This window comes from Streptomyces sp. NPDC052299, assembly GCF_040679335.1.
Classification (GTDB): Bacteria; Actinomycetota; Actinomycetes; order Streptomycetales; family Streptomycetaceae; genus Streptomyces.
In genome coordinates, this window is the sequence record NZ_JBFAUP010000015.1 from 139,539 (window position 1) to 154,203 (window position 14,665).

The window sequence follows — 14,665 nt, forward strand, 5'->3', positions numbered from 1 at the left end:
CGTCCAGCGGGTTCGCTACAGCTCTGCCGCGCCGCGGGCGGGCCGCGTCCGCGGCCGGCCTCATCGGAGCGCCAGGCGTCAGGTCGTCTCGCGGCGCTGCTTCATCTCCGCTTCGGCCAGGTGGTCGCGGCCGCCGCTCAGGGCATCGCGCACCTGGCGTTCCACTTCGGTGAAGCGCCGGTGGTACCCGTCGTCGTACGCTTCGACGATCTGGTACGTCCACATGCCCGGCAGGACATCGGTGCCCTGGACCTCGCGCTCGACCAGGTCGGCCTGTTCGTCGTGTCCGGCCTCCCGCAGCCGGCGCACCGCCTCGCCCACCGTCTTGTCCGCGCCGCCGGTCAGTTGGTGGAAGTCGTACAGGCGCCCGCGGGCCCGCTGCGTGGTCTCCCAAGCCTGGGACAGCAGCCCCAGCGCCTCCACCGTCGCGTCGTCCATCCCCGGCGGCCGCTCATGCCACCGCGGCCCCCGGGCCGCTCCCGGTACGTTGTCGGCCATCGCGCCTGCCTTTCTTCGCATAGCGGGTCCGCGTCCGCCCCGGAGGGCATCACCTTCGACGGGCACACCCCGGCCCCTGGAACAGGAGCCGCACTCGTTGTACCCCGTGTCGCCCCGACCTGCCGGCCGACGACACACCCCGGCAATACGGTGAGCATCAGGACACTTTCTTCCGCCGGAGTGGGGATCGACGGCGGTCACGGCACCTGGCACGCATCCCACCCGTGCCCCCGTTGTCTCATCCGCCACTGACCGCCATGCCTTCCGGACAGACTTCAGCACTTTTCGGCAGGGTGGTGCGGAAAACAGGTGCTGGCGACAGTGGCGGGTTTGCGGCTGCTTCCCGCTTCCCTGTTGTTGAGCGCGGTGGCCGCTGGGTAGCCCCTTGGCCGACCGGCGGCGAGAGCCGTCCACCGGACGAACCCATCGAAGGAGTGGATCCCATGGAACAGCCGGAGATCGAGCAGGTCACCGAGGAACTGCCCGAGTTCGGCCTGATGGTCGACATCGGCGACGACGACTGAAGCAGTCGGTCCGTCCGCGCAGCAGCACCGGGGTGCGTGGCGGTCCGTCCGCCACGCACCTTCCACGACCAACCCCGCCGGAGGCCGGAACGTGCTTGTGACCCCAGATGCCGTGGCCGCACGTCGGGCCGAGGACGCCCTCTGGCACGCCACGGACGCGGTGCTGGACAGGGCCGGGGGCATCGGGCCCCTTCCGCCTCCGCGCCATCCCGCCCGCAAGGCCGCCGCCCACCGGGCCGGCGCGGAACCGCTGCCAGTGTCCGCCGCGGTGGAAAGCGCGGCCTCGGCCGGCAACGACCTGCCAGCCGTTCCCGCACCCCACAAGGCCGTCGGTCTCTGGGCGGTCGATCTCGCACGCCCGGCGCCCCACCTCACCTCAGCGGTCGGGCGGGCACTCGGTTCGTTGCCGCGAGGACTGCGGACGACGGGCACGGACGGGCCGGGCGCCGTCGTCCGGGGCTGGGGGCCCGAGGAGGCCGCCGTACTGACCGAGGCCGTCGAGCGGCTGGACCAGGTGTGGCCGGCGATGCTGGCCGAACTGCGGGAGAGCGTGAGCCAGATCGTCCTGCTGGACGGGCGGGCCATCAGCGGATTCACCGACTTCACCACGCACGGTGCCGTCTTCGTCAACAGAGCCCGCCTGTCCGCGGGGCGCGACGGTCTGCCCGGCTGGATCCGGCTGGCCGACGCCCTGAGCCACGAAGGCACCCACACCCGCTGCAACGCCGCCGCGTTCAGTACCCCGTTCCTCGTACCGGCCACTGACCCCCGGCACCGCGTCATGACCCCGCTGCGGCCGGACCCCCGGCCGTTGACCGGGCTCTTCCAGCAGATGGTCGTCCTGGTCCGCCAAACGCTCCTGCACCGGCTGATCCACCAGCGTGCGCCGCTGTCGGATTCTGAGCGGGAGGCGGTGGCAGACCGCCGGACCCGCTTGCTGCAGAAGGCGTTCGACGGCGTCGACACGCTCGGCCGCCACCGCGCCGCTCTGACGCCTGCCGGTGAAGCCGTACATGCCCAGGCGGCCGACCTGCTGGCGGAGGAAGCCGGGCGGAGCGAAGCGCGCACCGCAGGGCTGCGGGGAGGCCGTGCGTGAGCGTCCCGACGCCGGCAGCCTGGACTCCGGAGGTCTTCGCTCCCTGGCCGCACACCCCTGGCGCGCTGCTGGCCCGCGTCGCCGCCCGGTCGAAGTCCTTCAACCCGACCGGCGCCGCCGGTGGCGCTCCCGTCCTGATCGGCAGCGCTGCCGGCGGCACCGCGTCCGATGTCGGACTGCGCGCCCGGGGCGAACTCATGGAACGCATGGGCAACGTACTCGCCGGACGGGCCGCGGAGGCCGAGGCGGAAGCCGGTCCCCCGCGGCCGCTGTCGGCCGGCGGCCAGGTCCGCGTCAGCACCTGGTCCGAGCTGCGCCGGGCCGGAGTCCCTGCCTCCGATCCCGCCGATCCGGACGCCGGCCCCGCCCTCCTGGCACCACCCGGCCGGACCGCCGCGCGTGAGGTGCGGCAGCTCTGGTGCCGGGGGCGGGCAACGGGCTCCGGGGACGACGTCTGGATACCGGCGGGGGCCGCGTTCCTCCAGCACCGGCCGCCGCCCGGTTGTGCGGTCACCCACCGGGCCGGGTCCACCGGCGTCGCCGCGCACCGGGGCCCGGACGCCGCTGCGGCGCATGCCGCCTGGGAGATTTTCGAACGGGACCTGGTGCGCCGCAGCTGGTGCGATCCGCAACGCCATCCGCCCATCCCGTTCGACGCCCGCGGCGTTTTGGCAACCGGTGCGGGTGACCTGCGAAGCCTGCTCGATCACGAGAACCTGCAGGCCACCGCGCTCGCACTGCCCGCCCCGCCAGGCACCGTGGCCGTGGCAGTCTGCGTCCACGAGCCCGACCGCACGCGTCAGACGTACGGGGCCCGCTGCGGCCCCGCCGACGATCTTCCCGAGGCGGTGGCACGGGCCTGCTGGGAAGCGCTGATGGTGCGCTGGAGCATGTCCACGCCGGTGGCCGTACGTGCCTGGGAGCGTCTGTCGCACACCCGCGTCCCACGCACCGAACTGGACCACGCGCTGTGGGCCTTCCACGCCCAGGACGCCTTGACGCGCTGGGCAGGGCCGGCCACCGCTCTCCGCGAGCCCCTTGCCCCTGTATCGACTGGCGGGGCCGCCCGAGATCCAGACCCGGTCGCTCTCCTCGCCGCACACACCGGACGCGAAGTGATCGCCGTCGAATGTCGCGCGGGTCCCCCGATGGACGCGGACCTGGCCGTCGTCCGGCTGATCGCCCCCGGAACATCGCCCCTGCACGCCCGCCCGGCACCGGGAGTGCCTCCCCATCCCTTCGGCTGACCACCCCTGCGGGCGTCTTCGCGCCGCGGACCGTCGACGAACACAGCTCCCTGCCCTGCCCGCACCCGCCCGCACCGGGAGGACTTCATGTCCGCGTCCCCGTACGACACGCCGGTACAGCCCTCCTACGCCGCCTCATTCGCCCACCGGTACGACGACTGGTTCGCCGCGTCGAACACCGAATCCACCGTCGGCTTCCTGGCGGCCCTCGCCAAGGAGGGCCCGCCCGGCCCCCTGCTCGAACTGGGCAGCGGCACCGGCCGGGTGGCCCTGCCGCTCGCCTCGCTCGGCCTCACCGTCGAAGGGCTCGACGCCTCCCCCGACATGACCGCCCAACTGCACGCGAAGCCCGGCGGCAGCGCGGTGCGGGTCACCCTCGGCGACTTCACCGCGTCCCCGGAGCCGTCGGATGTCGGACGGTACGCCCTTGTGTACGCGGCCGGCGGCACCTTCGCCGAACTCGACACCCAGGACGCGCAGCGCCGCTGTCTCGTCTCCGTCGCCCAGCGGCTGAGGCCCGGCGGGCGGCTCGCGCTCGACGCCCATCTGCCCGAAGCGCTCGCCACCCGCGGCACCGGCACCCAGCCGGTGGCCACGCCCGGCGAAGGCTTCGTGCTCCGCACCCGCACGCTGCACCCCGCCCTCCAGCAGTACACCTCCGACTACGCGGTCCTCGACGACGGCCGGATGCGTCACGTGCGCGTTTCCTTCCGGTACTTCACCCCCGGCGAACTCGACCTGCTGGCCGAACTGGCGGGCCTGCGCTTCGTACGGCGTACTGGCGGGTGGTCGGGACGGCCATTGACCGACTCCAGCAGTCACCACGTGTCCGTCTACGAACGACCCGCATGACCCGTCGAATCTCCTGCCCGCAGGCACAACCCGGGGGCCACGCCCTAGACTGCGACCGCTCCGAAACCTGACGTTCTTTTGAAGGGTGTGCAGGATGAACCGAAGTCTCATGACCGCGCTGGCCGCATTGACGCTGGTCGTGTCCGGGGGCGGCGTCACCGCCTCCGCTTCCGAAGCCCCGCCGCGAACCACGCACGGTCCTTGTCAGTACTCCGAGACACCGGAAGAGCCGGCGGCGCGACCTGTGCCCCTGCCGCCCGACCCGCGGCACACCCCCGGTCGCGGAACGGTCGACATGGCCGTCCCGACCAGCCAGGGGCCGCTGCCCCTGCGTCTGGACCGGAGGCAGGCGCCGTGCACGGTCCAGAGCTTCGTGCACCTGGCACGGCACCGGTTCTACGACCGTACGGTGTGTCATCGGCTGACGGCGTATCCGACGCTGAAGGTCCTGCAGTGCGGCGACCCGACCGGCACCGGCGAGGGTGGGCCGGGGTACGCGTACAAGGACGAACTGCCGGTGGACCTGCCGCAGGCGCCGAGCGATCCGACCGGTGCCCGGCGCATTTACGGGCGCGGCCTGCTGGCGATGGCCAATGCCGGGCCGAACACGAACGGTTCGCAGTTCTTCGTCGTCTACGGCGACTCCGTACTGCGGCCGGACTACACGGTGTTCGGCACGGTCGGCGCTGCCGGGCTGAAAACGCTCGACAAGATCGCTGCCGGCGGAATCGAGCCGACCGCGGAGGACCCGGCACCCGTCGACGGCACGCCCGTACTGAGGACCGAACTGCGCAACGTGCGGCCTGCCCACCAGCATCCGTGAAGGACGCCTCAGCGCGTCGCGTAGTACAAGGCGTTGTGAGCGACATCCGGCAGGTACAGCACATCGCGGCCGTCCGAATCCCGTCGCACCGCCAGCCGGTCGGCGCTCACCCCCGGCGCGGCCGACTGCGCGGTCCACGTCCCGTCCGCCGACTGGGTCGCCGCGAACACCCGGTCGGTGCCCGAGGTGGTCACGTAGTAGACCCGCTTGGTGTCCGTCTCGTCCCAGGTGATGCCGAGGGCGGCCGCGGTCTGTCCTCCGGCGTACACGGTCTTGCCGACCCAGCCGCTGCCGCTCGGGTAGGCGTAGTACACCCGGAACTGGCCGCCGCTGTCCGCCGAGCGGTAGCGGTAGGCGACCTTCGGGGTGGAGCCGTCGAGGGTGAGCTTGGCGCTCTGGACCGCGGGGCCGGTGTACGCGTTGTCCACGCTCCACTCCTCGCCCGCGGTGAGGTTCTGGATGACGTCGGAGGTGGCGGGCGTGACCGGGGTGGTGACGGTCTTGTCCGTGCTGTCCGCGAAGGCACCGGTGGACGGGTCGTAGGACAGGTACGAGAGTTGGTGGCGGAACGCGGTCGCCGGCGCCTTCGCCCACTCGTAGAGGAGGTGCACGCGCCCGGACGCGTCCACCGTGAGGTCGTCGGGGTACACGGAGCGGTACAGCGCACTCGCGAAGGTCGCCACGACGCTCCAGTGGGAGTTGGCGTTGTCCCAGCGGTACAGCTTGCCGGGGCGCTGGTCGGAGCCGGTACCGACCCGGGCGGCCAGATACAGGTCGCCGTTGGGGGCGGTGGTGACGACCGGGTAGGTGATGCCCTCACCCTGGTCGGGCAGTTCGGACGCGTGGTCGGTGACGTTTCCGCCGGGAGCCTCGGTGCGGAAGTAGCGCCAGGGGTCGGCGTGCATCGAGGTGAAGACGTGCAGGCGCCCGCTGCCGTCACGGGCCACGGACGGCTGGTTGTGGCCGTTGTCGTCGGGGAATTCGGCCTGCTGTCCGTCCCTGTTCAGCAGCGGCAGCCGGCTCCAGACCCCGTCCGGGTCGCGCCGCGCGATGGCGGGCCGGTGCGTCGCGGCCGTCGAGCCCGGCTCGTTGAAGGCGAAGTACGTGTACTGCCCGCGGCCCTTGTACGTGGCGACCGGCGTCCACCAGGCGGCCTGGTTCGACGTATCCATCGCGTACGGGACCTTTTCGACCACCGTCGCCGCGGCTTCGGCGGTCTGCGCGGTGTCGGCCGTAGCGGCCGGTGCGGGCAGGAGGAGAGCGGCGAGGGCCGCGGTCGCGGCGGTGTGGATACGTACCGTGGGGCGTCGCAAGATGAGCTCCTTCGCGGGTGCGGGCGTGGGAGGTGACGCGGCAGGCGGTGGCCCGGAGGCCCGTCGGCGCGGTCGTCGTGCGGGGTGGGGTACGGAGCGGGGCCCGGCGAGGCGTGCGGCGCTCGCCGGGCCGGGGCCACGGCCTTCGGCTCAGCGCTTGATGAGCGCGGCGGCCTCCTCGCCGGCCCGCTTCATCGCGTCCTTCGGCTTCGACGTGCCGACGAGGACGGCCTGTACCTGCTTGGCGACGGCCTCCTCGATCTGGGCGTTCTGCGCGAACTGCCAGAACGGGCTGCCGGTGGCGGTCTTGGTGATCTTCTCGGTCCACTCCGTGGTGAAGGTGTCCTTGGCGACCTCGGGAGCGGCCAGGCCGGCGGTGGTGGACGGCGGCAGTGCGCGCGCGGCGAAGTATTCGGACGTGGTGGCCCGGTCGGTGGTGGTGTGCAGCGCGAACTCCGTCGCCGCTTCCTGCCCCTTGCCCTGCACGATCGCGATCACGCCGCCCCACAGCAGCGCCTGCGGTGTGTCCCCGGCCTTGATCACCGGTCGCTCCATCGGCTGCATGGCGTCGGCCAGCGACTTGTCCTTCGACTGGGCGGAGGTCACGCCCTTACCGATGATCGCGTCGTCGTAGAAGGCGGCCTTGCCCTGCCCGAAGAGGGCGCGGGCGTCGAAGCGGTCCACGTCGGCGGCGATCAGTTTCTCGTCGTGCAGCTTCTTGTACCAGGTGACCGCGTCGACCGAGGCGTCGTCGCCTATCGTGACCTTCTCGCCGTCGAACAGCTTGCAGCCGAAGGTCTGCATCCACGGGAAGATGTCCTTGAGCTGCGCCACCTTGGTGGCGGCGGCGTACGGCACGACTCCCCCGCCGAGTCCCTTCAGCTCGCGCAGCGCTGCCTCGAACTCCTCGATGGTGGTGGGGTGCTTCTTGATCCCGGCCTTCTCCAGGAGCTGGGAGTTGGCGATCACGCCGATCGATCCGGTGTTCCACGGCAGCCCGTACTGCTTGCCTTCGTACATGCCGCTCTTCAGCGCCACCTCCGTGTAACCGCCCTTGACGGCCACCGATCCGAGGTCGGCCAGTTTGCCCATCTGTGCCATCGCGGCGAGCCAGGCGATGTCGAGGTGCACGGCGCCCGTCGTCTCCCCGCCGCCCAGCTTCAGGGTGAGCTGGCTCAGGTACTCGTTGTACGGGTACGAGACCGCGCGGATCTTCGACTTCTCGGCCTTCTCCCATGCCGCGATGATCTTCTCGATCGAGGGCTTGGCGGCTTCCTCGTTGAGCGACCAGGAGGTGAAGTCGAAGTTCTTGGACTTCGGGTCGCCGCCGTTGGACGTGGATCCGGCGCCGGACGGCGCACAGGCGCCGAGCACACCGGCGCCCGCTGCACCGAGCGCGCCGATACCGAACATGCGCAGCGCGCCGCGCCGGCTGATGCCAGAGGTGGTCATGATCTCTCCATGGGAGTGTGCGGGAGGGGAGGTGCGTGAGGGCGGGCCGAGCCCGCTGGTTCAGCTCTTGACCGAGCCGGCGGTCATGCCGCCGACGAGGTAGCGCTGCAGGAACATGAAGGCGACGATCACGGGGACCGACACCACGAGCGAGGCGGCCATCAGCTGCGGCCAGGCGGTCTGGAATTCGCCGATGTAGGTGGAGACGAGCCCGGGGGGCAGGGTCTGCTTCTCCTTGTCGGCCAGGGTCAGCGCGAAGATGAAGTCGTTCCAGCCGCGTACGAAGGCGAAGAGCCCGGCGGCGATCATCCCCGGCGCGGCCAGCGGTGCCACGATGGAGTGGAGCGTCCGCCACCGGGACGCGCCGTCGATGGACGCCGCTTCCAGCAGGGCGTCCGGGATGGTGTCGAAGATGCCCTTCAGCATCCAGACGCACAGCGGCATGGTGAACGTGGTGAAGGAGAGCACCAGGGCGGTGTACGTGTTGAGCATGCCGAAGCTGGAGAAGACGGTGTACAGCGTCACCAGCAGCAGCGCCTGGGGGAACATCTGGGAGGCCAGCACCAGGTGCATCAGCGACCGGCGCCCCCGGTAGCGGAACTTGGAGAACGAGTAGCCCATGTACGTGGCGACGACCACGCTCAGCACGGCGGTGATCGACGCCACGACGAGCGAGTTGATCATGTACTTGATCAGTTGGTCGTTCTCGGCCAGGGCCGTGAAGTTGCTCAGGGTGAGATCGGTGGGTATCAGCTTCGGCGGGAACTGAAAGGTCGACTCGGGGGTGCTCAGCGCGGTGGCGAGCAGCCAGTAGACCGGCAGCAGTCCGAAGGCGCCGATGACGACGACCGCGCTCCAGGCGGCGATCCGCGACCGCAGCAGGTCCTTGCGCATGCGGCGCCGGGCGCTGTGCCCGGTCCGCGTGGCGGACGGCTGCGGCCGGTCGACGGCGGACAGCGGGGTGGAGGTGGTGGAGGTCATCAGGCGTCGCCCTTCCGCTCGGTGATCCTGAGGTAGACGACGACGAGGAGGAGCAGGAGCAGCATCCACAGCCCGCCCAGCGCGGTGGCCCGGCCGATGTCGAAGCCCTTGAAGGCGGTCTGGTAGACGGCGGTCGCGAACGTCTCGGTGGTGCCGGCGGGGCCGCCGCCGGTGAGGACGTAGATGGTGTCGAAGTGCTGGAAGTTCCAGATGAACTCGAGCAGGAGCACGATCGAGGCGACACCGCGGAGCTGCGGCCAGGTGACGGAGAAGAAGCGCCGGATCGAGCCCGCGCCGTCCATGGAGGCCGCCTCGTGCAGTTCCTTGGGGACGGTCTGCAGTCCGGCCAGGAGCATCACCATCATCCAGGGGAAGCTGGCCCAGGTCTTGGTGACGATCACGGCGAGCATCGCGGTGCCGGGGCGGCCGAGCCAGGCCACGGACTCGTCGATGATCCCGGCCTCCATGAGGACGCCGTTGAGCACCCCGTAGTTTGCGTTGAAGATCCACATCCAGAGGAAGGAGACCACCACGCCCGGGATCACCCAGGGAAAGAGGAACAGGCCGCGCAGGAAGCCGCTGCCCTTGAGTCCGGTGTTCAACGCGAGCGCGAGCGCGAGGCCGATCGCGAAGGGGACGAGCGTCGCGCCGACGGTGAAGACCAGGGTCTGCTCGAGGATGGTGAGGAAGTCGCCGTCCAGCCAGTAGGTGAAGTTCTCCAGGCCGACGAACTCCCGGCCCGGAAGCCGCAGGTCCTGCTTGAAGAAGCCGGTGAACAGCGCCGACAGCAGCGGGTAGAAGATGATCGCCCCGAACAGGGCGAGGCCGGGAGCCGTCAGCAGCAGGGCGAACGCACCGTTGGAGAGCCGTCCCCCGGTCCGCCGGCGGGGCGGGGGCGCCTTCTGGGGAGGTGCGGCCGTACTCATGGGTCTGTCCTCTCAAGTGGTGGTGGGAGCGCCGGAGCCCTGCGTGGAGGTCGTCCCTGCGGCAATGAACACACGTTGCAGCATGCGGGATCGTTCTCCATATCGTGCGATGGCGTCAACCCTTTTCGTTGGTGAATCGCCGATTCTGTGCAGGACCGGCGAACACGCCCCACCTGCCCCGAACTTGCACTTTGGCTCGCAACGGCCAGGTCGGTGGCCACCACCGGAACTTACAGCGAATCCCATTGCTTGAACAGTGGTTGCACAATATGGATGTGATGTACGTTCAAGGCCGCTCCGCTGCGGCGGGGTGTACCCGAGCGTCACACCAAGGAGGCCGCACCGTGCGGGAAGAAGAGGTCCATTACGACATCGCCGTGATCGGCGGCGGATTGGCGGGGACCTGCGCTGCCATCGCTGCGGCCCGGCTCGGCCGACGCGTCGCCCTGGTCAACAATCGGCCGGTCCTGGGCGGCAACGCCAGCAGCGAGATCCGCGTCTGGGTCTGCGGGGCCACCGCACACGGCGTGCACCGCTGGGCCCGCGAGACCGGGATCATGGGCGAGTTGTACACCGAGAACCAGTACCGCAACCCCGAGGGCAATCCCTACTACTGGGACCAGGTCGTCCTCGACGCGGTCCGCGCCGAACCGAACATCGACCTCTACCTCAACACCGACGTACGCGAGGTCGACGCCGGCGGCCCCGCGGACAGCCGCGAGGTGTACTCCTGCACCGGCTGGATGATGGGCTCGGAGCGCCGCATCACCTTCCACGCGAGCCAGTTCCTCGACTGCACCGGAGACGGCCTGCTCGGCCACCTCGCCGGCGCCCGCTACCGCATCGGCCGTGAGGCGCGGGCCGAGTTCGACGAGCCCTGGGCGCCGTCCGAGGCGGACCGGGCGCTGCTCGGCTCGACGATCCTCTTCCACACCAAGGACACGGGCCGGCCGGTGAAGTTCGTGCCGCCCGCCTACGCCAAGGACCTCTCGACCACCCCCATCCTGCGCAACCGCATCCTGCGCACCGGGGACAACGGCTGCGACTACTGGTGGATCGAGTGGGGCGGCGAACTCGACACCGTCCACGACAACGAGCGCATCCGCGACGAGCTCCAGGCCGCGATCATGGGGGTCTGGGACCACATCAAGAACTCCGGACAGTTCCCGGACGCGGCGAACCTCACCCTGGAGTGGGTCGGCAGTCTTCCCGGCAAGCGCGAGTACCGCCGTTTCCTCGGCGACCACGTCCTCACCCAGCAGGACATCCTCGAGCAGCGCCGGTTCGAGGACCGGATCGCCTTCGGGGGCTGGTCCGTCGACCTCCACCCCGTACAGGGCATGTACGCCGAGGAGCCCGGCGCGCGCCAGCGGTACGCGGACGGCATCTTCCACATCCCCCTGCGCTCCCTCTACTCGGCGAACGTCACGAACCTGCACTTCGCCGGGCGCAACATCTCCGCCACGCACATCGCTTTCGGGGCCACCCGCGTCATGGCCACCTGCGCGACCCTCGGCGAGGCCGCCGGGACCGCCGCGGCCCTGTGCGTCGCCGAGAACCTCACTCCGCGCGAACTCGCGACCAAGCGGCCTGAGCTGGTGCACCGCACCCTGCTCCGCCAGGACGCCTCCGTGATCGGCCTCGCCGACGAGGACCCCGACAACCTGGCACGGAAGGCCCGCGTCACCGCCTCCTCCTCCCTGACCCGCCTGGCCGCGGAACCCACGCAGGACGCGCCCGGCACCCCGTACCCGCTCACCCGCGACCTCGCGCTCCTGCTGCCGGTCGACCCGGCACTCGACACGGTCGACCTGCTCGTCCACGGCGCCCCCGACGGCGGGCCCCGCGAGCTCACCGTCGAACTGTGGGGCACGGGCAGGCCGGAGAACGGGGTCCCCGCCGACCAGCTCCTGACGACCACCGTCACCGTCCCGCCCGGCGGCCCGCACTGGGTCACGGCACCCCTCGGCCACCGGCCCGGGACGCCCGGGAACGCGATCCTCATCGTGCGCGCCTGCGCGGACACGGCCCTGGTGCTGCTCCCCGAACGCACCGACGGTGTCCTCGCCCTGCGCAGGAAGGCCGAGGGCGACGCGGGCGTCGACCACGACATCCCGGAGGAGGACGGCCAGCTGGTCCTGGAATGGCAGGCCCGCGGCCTGCGCCGGCAGACCTTCGCCTTCCGGGCGGCCCCCGACACCAGGGCGTTCCGGCCCGGACGCGCCGTGGGCGGGTACCAGCGCCCCTACGGCGGCCCGAACATGTGGTCCTCCGCCCCGCAGGACGACGCCCCGTGGCTCCGTCTCGACTGGCACGAGGAGCAGGAGCTCACCGAGATCCGCCTGGTGTTCGACGACGACGTCGACGAGTACCTCAACAACCTCCACCGCCACCGCACCCCTTACGAGGTCATGCCGGAGCTCGTACGCGACTACCGCGTCCAGGCGTGCGACGCCGCCGGCGACTGGCACACGCTCCTGACGGTGACGGACAACCGGCGCCGGCACCGCGTGCACGCGCTGGAGGGCCCTGACGGCGGTCCCGTGCGCACCCGCGCACTGCGGCTCGTGGTCGACGCCACGCACGGGGCGCGGCACGCGCACGTGTTCGCCCTCAAGGCATTCGGCGCGTAGCCGCACGGCGAAGGGGGCCGGGGAAGGCGGTTCGGCCTCCCCGGCCCCCTTCGCGTGGACGATCAGAGCGCGCCGAGCGCCTGACTGATGGCGTCGGCGGCCTCGATGACCTCGCGTACGAGGGCGAGGCGCTGCCCCTCGGTGCCGGAGCCGTCCCCGAGCACCGAGGTCGGACCCCAGAGCGAGACGGCGGCGACGATCTCGCCCGAAGCGTCACGGACCGGCGCGGCGAGGGACGCGCGCCCCAGGGCACGCTCCTCGGCCTCGACGGCGTAACCGGTGCGCCGGACGGTCTCGATCTCGGCGTCGAGGAGGTCATGACTGGTGGTCGTGTACTCGGTGTGCGCGTCGAGCGGTTCCCCCAGCAGCTTGCGGCGCTCCTTGGGGGTGAGGCCGCTGAGGAGGCACTTGCCGATGCTCGTGGCGTGCAGCGGGGCCGTGTGTCCTGCCTGCGTATAGGACTTGGGGGCGCGCGTGCCCTCGAAGTTGCACAGGAACATCAGCTCGCCGCCGCGGCGTACGGCCGCGTTGGCCCCCAGCCCGGTGCGAGTGGCGAGGCCCTGGAGCACCATGCGCGCGGCCCGGTGCACGGGGTGGCGGTTGGTGGCGGTTGCGGCCAGCGGGAGAAGGCCCAGGCTGAGTCGGTAGAGGTTGCTGACCGGATCGCGTTCGACCATGTCGAGGCGTTCCAGGGTGGACAGCAGGCGGGAGGTGGTCGAGGAGCCCAGTCCTGTGAGCTCGGCGACGTCGGAGACACGGAGTTCGGGCCGGCCGGAGTCGAGTGCGCGCAGCACCGAGACCGCTCGTTCGACGCTCTGGTTCGTCCCGGCATCAGTCGCCCGCGTAGCCATGACCCTCCTTGCTCTGCAAATGCCTTGCACATTCTGCATCAGCATATCGCGCGTGATCGACGCCTGTACGTGAAAATCGGCGACCGTGTGGATCCGGTCCTGCGGCACGCGGTCAAGCGCTGGGGCCGGGCGCGACGGGGTCCGCCTCCGAGAGGAACTGCCGCTGGGCCTCTTCCAGGGCCGCCGTCTCGGCCGGCTCGCCCGGGTGGTCGAAGTGCCCCGCCCGCAGAACGAGGAGTTCGCGCGGCCCGGCCAGGGCGTTGTGCACCGCGAACTGCCCGGGCGGGGGCACATGGGGATCGAACAGGGCTGCGCTCACGTGAACGGGGATCTCGATGTGCTGGGCCGCCGTCGCGGCGTCAAAGTACGCCAGGACATCCAGCACCGAGGGATCCTCGGCGAAGCGTGTACGGACCGACTCACCGCTGCCCGTGCACGGAAGTGTCACCCGAAGGGGATGGTTGCCGAAGGTGGGCACCGTCAGGCCGGCGGCCCGGAAGCGGTCGTCCCAGGGGAGCGCCAGCGCTCCGATGCCTCCGCCGAAACTCGTGCCGAGGTACGTCAGCCGTCCGGCGGCCTCGGGCACCAGCTGCCCCAGTGCGGTGGCCGCGCACCAGACGTCCGCCACGCACCCGCCGATGAGGTACGACTCGCGCGCGCCGATGCCGTGCAGGACGTGCCCCGCCGAGTGGGAGGGCACACCAGGCAGCAGGCTCCGCGTTCCGAGCCCGCGCAGGCAGGGCCAGATGGTCGCGGTCCGGGGCGGGGACTGCCAGGGGTCCGGGGCCGCCCGGCCTCCGTATCCGTGCGCCGAGACGCAGCCCTGGGTGACCCGGCCGTCGGCGGGGACGGTCAGCCACCCACCGATGCGGACGCCGTCGGTGGACGTGTACGAGACGTCCGCGACCCGCACGCCGTCCACCGTGGTCCAGGGCCCCTCGATCCGGGGCGCCGTGTCGACGCGCAGCGCTCTCGCGTAGCGCTCCTGCCAGAAGTCCGCGAAGCCGTCCGGTGCCGGCGGCGCCTTCACCGCGAGGAGGCGCGGCAGGTCGTAGCCGTGGGTGGGATCGAAGTGAAAATCGTGGGGCAGCGAGCCGAGTTCGTCAGTATTCGTCGTGAGTGGATCGGTGGGCACGTTCTCTCCTTGTCCGGTGTGCGAAGTGACCCGTACGTCTTCCAGGACGGGTTCCCGGCGCGACGTACCCTGCTGTGCCGACGCCGAGCACCTGCTACGGGCCCGAACCGTCGGCTCGGCGCTCACGTTCCGCCGGGCGAGGTGGTCACGGGCAGCTGTTCGATGAGAACGACGGTGGTCGGTCCGGGGCGGCGATGCGGAGGGGGACCGGGACGACAACGGCCACTCGTCCGATCTCCTGGCTCGGGTCGGACGGGCGCTTCCGTCGGCCCACCGTGCGCATCGCGGCTCCGTCGCCGGTCATCAGCACGAGGATGCAGCGATTCACCGGTGC

The 14,665-nt window shown here is 71.0% G+C and carries 12 protein-coding genes; 5 read left to right on the forward strand and 7 right to left on the reverse strand.

The window, feature by feature from the left end:
- Nucleotides 1-78: 78 nt before the first annotated feature.
- A complete protein-coding gene (locus AB0L33_RS24905; protein WP_365684903.1) occupies nt 79-498 on the reverse strand; it encodes a hypothetical protein in 420 nt (139 codons plus the stop codon).
- 636 nt (nt 499-1,134) lie between these two features.
- Between AB0L33_RS24905 and AB0L33_RS24910 the strand changes: the two genes are divergently transcribed.
- From AB0L33_RS24910 to AB0L33_RS24925, 4 genes are all read left to right on the forward strand, one after another.
- Nucleotides 1,135-2,118 carry an HEXXH motif-containing putative peptide modification protein gene (locus AB0L33_RS24910; RefSeq protein ID WP_365684905.1) on the forward strand — a complete coding sequence of 328 codons (984 nt, stop codon included), beginning with the start codon at nt 1,135-1,137 and terminating at the stop codon, nt 2,116-2,118.
- Nucleotides 2,115-3,365 (forward strand): YcaO-like family protein, encoded by a 1,251-nt coding sequence (locus AB0L33_RS24915; protein WP_365684907.1) that lies wholly within the window; start codon nt 2,115-2,117, stop codon nt 3,363-3,365. Before AB0L33_RS24910 ends, AB0L33_RS24915 begins: the two co-directional genes overlap by 4 nt.
- Nucleotides 3,366-3,452: 87 nt before the next feature.
- Nucleotides 3,453-4,217, forward strand: a complete 765-nt coding sequence (locus AB0L33_RS24920) for a class I SAM-dependent methyltransferase (protein WP_365684909.1) — start codon at nt 3,453-3,455, stop codon at nt 4,215-4,217.
- 295 nt (nt 4,218-4,512) lie between these two features.
- On the forward strand, nt 4,513-5,040 hold the full coding sequence (locus AB0L33_RS24925) for a peptidylprolyl isomerase (protein ID WP_365684911.1): 528 nt from the start codon (nt 4,513-4,515) through the stop codon (nt 5,038-5,040).
- A gap of 8 nt (nt 5,041-5,048) precedes the next feature.
- Here the strand turns inward: AB0L33_RS24925 and AB0L33_RS24930 are convergent, their stop codons facing one another.
- The 4 genes from AB0L33_RS24930 to AB0L33_RS24945 form a co-directional block, all read right to left on the reverse strand.
- A complete protein-coding gene (locus AB0L33_RS24930; RefSeq protein ID WP_365684913.1) occupies nt 5,049-6,353 on the reverse strand; it encodes a BNR-4 repeat-containing protein in 1,305 nt (434 codons plus the stop codon).
- Nucleotides 6,354-6,503: 150 nt separating this feature from the next.
- A complete protein-coding gene (locus AB0L33_RS24935) occupies nt 6,504-7,805 on the reverse strand; it encodes an extracellular solute-binding protein (RefSeq protein WP_365684915.1) in 1,302 nt (433 codons plus the stop codon).
- A gap of 60 nt (nt 7,806-7,865) precedes the next feature.
- A complete protein-coding gene (locus AB0L33_RS24940; protein ID WP_365684917.1) occupies nt 7,866-8,786 on the reverse strand; it encodes a carbohydrate ABC transporter permease in 921 nt (306 codons plus the stop codon).
- Nucleotides 8,786-9,712 carry a sugar ABC transporter permease gene (locus AB0L33_RS24945; protein ID WP_365684919.1) on the reverse strand — a complete coding sequence of 309 codons (927 nt, stop codon included), beginning with the start codon at nt 9,710-9,712 and terminating at the stop codon, nt 8,786-8,788. The genes AB0L33_RS24940 and AB0L33_RS24945 overlap by 1 nt, the downstream gene beginning before the upstream one ends.
- Before the next feature lie 344 nt (nt 9,713-10,056).
- Between AB0L33_RS24945 and AB0L33_RS24950 the strand changes: the two genes are divergently transcribed.
- On the forward strand, nt 10,057-12,345 hold the full coding sequence (locus AB0L33_RS24950) for an FAD-dependent oxidoreductase (protein WP_365684921.1): 2,289 nt from the start codon (nt 10,057-10,059) through the stop codon (nt 12,343-12,345).
- A 62-nt stretch (nt 12,346-12,407) separates the two neighbouring features.
- Here AB0L33_RS24950 and AB0L33_RS24955 read toward each other — a convergent pair whose 3' ends face one another.
- Nucleotides 12,408-13,196: an IclR family transcriptional regulator gene (locus AB0L33_RS24955; RefSeq protein WP_365684923.1), complete on the reverse strand. Its 789-nt coding sequence runs from the start codon at nt 13,194-13,196 to the stop codon at nt 12,408-12,410.
- A gap of 112 nt (nt 13,197-13,308) precedes the next feature.
- Nucleotides 13,309-14,331, reverse strand: a complete 1,023-nt coding sequence (locus tag AB0L33_RS24960; protein WP_365684925.1) for an acetylxylan esterase — start codon at nt 14,329-14,331, stop codon at nt 13,309-13,311.
- Nucleotides 14,332-14,665: the final 334 nt, after the last annotated feature.